This is a genomic window from Peribacillus sp., from assembly GCF_059453735.1.
Window position 1 is genome coordinate 1 of the sequence record NZ_JAZVJO010000037.1, and the last position, 3,192, is coordinate 3,192.

3 protein-coding genes are annotated in these 3,192 nt (G+C 39.6%); all 3 read left to right on the forward strand.

The window, feature by feature from the left end; genetic code table 11:
• Positions 1–675 precede the first annotated feature (675 nt).
• The gene (murQ, locus tag AC52RT_RS01060) at positions 676–1,560 is read left to right on the forward strand and encodes an N-acetylmuramic acid 6-phosphate etherase (RefSeq protein ID WP_495539039.1); all 885 of its coding nucleotides are present in this window, start codon (positions 676–678) and stop codon (positions 1,558–1,560) included.
• A gap of 41 nt (positions 1,561–1,601) precedes the next feature.
• The gene (locus tag AC52RT_RS01065; RefSeq protein ID WP_495539040.1) at positions 1,602–2,960 is read left to right on the forward strand and encodes a PTS transporter subunit EIIC; all 1,359 of its coding nucleotides are present in this window, start codon (positions 1,602–1,604) and stop codon (positions 2,958–2,960) included.
• Positions 2,961–3,021: 61 nt separating this feature from the next.
• Positions 3,022–3,192 (forward strand): MupG family TIM beta-alpha barrel fold protein (locus tag AC52RT_RS01070; RefSeq protein WP_495539041.1); only part of this gene is annotated, 171 nt, incomplete at its 3' end.

Consider the following 3,192-nt stretch of genomic DNA (forward strand, 5'->3'; position numbering starts at 1 on the left):
CCGCCTCTTCTTTAGTCCACCAGTCCATCTCCCATCGTCCGATCGTCCGCACGGTTTTTTCTCGCACCTATGGACCAATCGGCAGTAATTACACGCACACATTCAACCAGATTCATGACAATTATACTACTTAAAAAAAAGGAGATAAATAATACGAAATTTACCTGGGCTTTTATATAGTATGTACTGTAAAAAAGATAAATAACAGCAAATATCCCCCAATAAAAGATAATGTAAAAAAATGAAAATAGATGATAACTCGTAAAATGTAACACCCCAAGACTAAGAAAAAGGCCCAAAGTATAGAAGAAAATAGTAGTTAAAGAATGATATCATCAACTAATTTACTTTAAGACATATCTCGTCTCCTTGTATTTCATCAAAAAAACCTTGAAAGCATGCCTTTTTTCTTTCTTTTTACTGCTTAATTGAACCTCAATTGACTGTAGTTTAGCCTCTAATTCAGCTTGTTTACTCGATCCTTTCTTTCTTTTGTTGTTGCATGTATACAGTAAAAGTATCTTTAGAATTTGTAAATTAAGAAATTAAAATTCAAGTAATGATATATAAATAATGATTTTAAATTTCATTATGTATTGAATTACATCTTTTAATTACTTATAATGCAAGAGAAAACAGAATTTTTTAAAATGTTATTACTAATGAGGTGAAGGAATGCTAGATAAACTGACAACAGAAGAGAGAAATAGCAGAACAGCAAATTTGGACGAAATGACAACGCTTGAAATCCTTGAAGTGATGAATGAAGAAGATCACACCGTTCCAGCATCAGTAAAAAAAGAACTGCCGCACATAGAACAAGTGGCTAAGAAAGCAATACAAGTGTTAAAACAAGGCGGCAGAATCATTTATTTTGGAGCAGGAACATCGGGCAGGCTGGGTATTCTTGATGCAGTAGAATGTCCCCCGACTTTTGGGACGCCAAGTACTTTAGTTACGGGGCTGATTGCAGGAGGACAAGAGGCGATTATGAAAGCGGTTGAAGGAGCGGAAGATTCTGAAGAGTTTGGGGCAGAGGATTTAGCGGCCATGCAGCTGTCGAGTAAGGATTTAGTTATTGGAATCGCAGCGAGCGGACGTACGCCGTATGTAATCGGCGGTTTGAAATACGCTAAAAAAGTTGGAGCTGCTACAGGAAGTATTTCTTGTAATAAGGATGCAAAAATCAGCAAGTACGCAGAGTATCCTATTGAAGTGAAAACAGGCAGTGAAATCTTAACAGGTTCCACACGTCTAAAGGCGGGCACTGCACAAAAATTAGTCTTAAATATGATTTCTACTAGTGCGATGGCTGGGATCGGTAAGGTATACAAAAACCTAATGGTTGATGTTCAATCTACCAATGAGAAGCTGGTTGAACGGGCTAAACGAATTGTAATGGATAGTACTGAATGCAAGTATGAACAAGCTGCAGAGGTATTAGAACGCGCGAACGGAGAAGTCAAGACGGCCATCATCATGATTTTAACAAATTGTTCATATGATGAAGCGATAGGTCGTCTCAAATCTGCCGAAGGATTTGTTAGAAAGGCTTTATAACTTAAAAGAAGAGACAAGAGAGCTGAATAGGGGGGAATAAGATGAGAAAAGAAGAAAGATTGGCTCAAGAAATTCTTGAAAAGGTCGGGGGAAAATCAAACATAAGCCAGGTGGCCAACTGTATGACGAGACTGCGCCTAAAATTAAAAAATGATAGTCTTGTAAATGTAGGTGAATTAAAAGCAATTGATGGTGTAATGGGTGTTATTGAAGATGAAACACTCCAAATCGTAATCGGCCCTGGTTTGGTTACGAAAGTAGCATCAGAAATGAGCAAACTAACTGGTTTAAGTGTAGGAGAAGTAGAGGATGACGAAGACTTAGCAGGTAAAATGAGGCAGGATATTAAAACGAAAAATAATACGCCTATTAAAAATTTACTGCGGAAGATTGGGAATATCTTCATTCCGCTGATCCCTGCATTAATTGCTTCAGGACTAATTAATGGAGCAGCTAACTTTTTCAAAAATGCTTACCCTGATTACGAGGCTACTTGGCTATCGCTGCTATTGTTCATGGGCGGAGGTATATTTGCCTACCTAGGAGTCTTAGTAGGTTGGAACACCGCGAAAGAGTTCGGCGGAACACCTGCACTTGGTGCGGTAGCAGGGATCTTTGTTTTCAACCCGGCCCTTGCGACTGTTGAACTCTTTGGTGAGGCACTTGTGCCTGGACGAGGCGGGCTGTTTGCGGTCATTTTTGCCGCTTGGTTGATGGCTGTAACTGAACGTACAGTTCGTAAGTTTATGCCAAATGCTATTGATATCATTCTTACACCACTTATTAGTGTATTATTTGTTGGGTTTACAACATTATTAATTATTCAACCAGCAGGAGGTTATTTAACAGAGGGAATTACGAGTGGGATTAATCTAATTCTTGATACCGGTGGATTCTTAGCTGGTGCTGTTTTAGCTGGAACCTTCTTACCTCTGGTCATGGTAGGCCTGCATCATGGATTAACACCTATCCATCTAGAGTTAATTGAGAGCAGCACCGTCACTGTGCTGTTACCAATTCTTGCAATGGCGGGTGCCGGGCAAGTAGGTGCTTCTATGGCTGTGTATGTAAAGACGAAAAACAAAAAACTAAAAAATATCATTAAGGGTGCGTTACCAGTAGGATTTTTAGGAATTGGCGAACCTTTGCTGTATGGCGTTACCTTGCCGCTCGGCAGACCATTCCTTACCGCATGTTTAGGTGCAGCAATGGGAGGGGCGGTTCAGGCCTTCTTCAAAACAGGAGCCTATAGTATTGGTGTTTCCGGGCTTTCACTAATCCCATTAATAAACGGAAAATATCTCTATTACTTCATAGGGCTGCTCGTCGCTTATTTCTTTGGTTTTCTCTTTACCTATCTTTTTGGTTTCAAGGAAGAAATGGCTAATTCAATAAAATGATGAGGGGGAAGGGGTAACCCTTCCTTTTTCTTATGATAGAAATATAGAAAGGGTGAAAAACATGCTAGGCGTATCCATTTACCTTGGAAAACAAAGCGAAACAGAACAGGCAGATTATCTGCAGAAGATGTCAGACGCAGGTTTCAAGTCCATATTTACTTCCCTGCATATTACAGAAGACAATCCTGAACTATTGGTCAGCACGCTCAAGAAGCTTGCTAAACAAACAACT

What these genes read in the sequence shown, in the direction of transcription:
- murQ (WP_495539039.1), top strand. Translation starts at nt 676, where the DNA reads ATGCTAGATAAACTGACAACAGAAGAGAGAAATAGCAGAACAGCAAAT.
- AC52RT_RS01065 (WP_495539040.1), top strand. Translation starts at nt 1,602, where the DNA reads ATGAGAAAAGAAGAAAGATTGGCTCAAGAAATTCTTGAAAAGGTCGGG.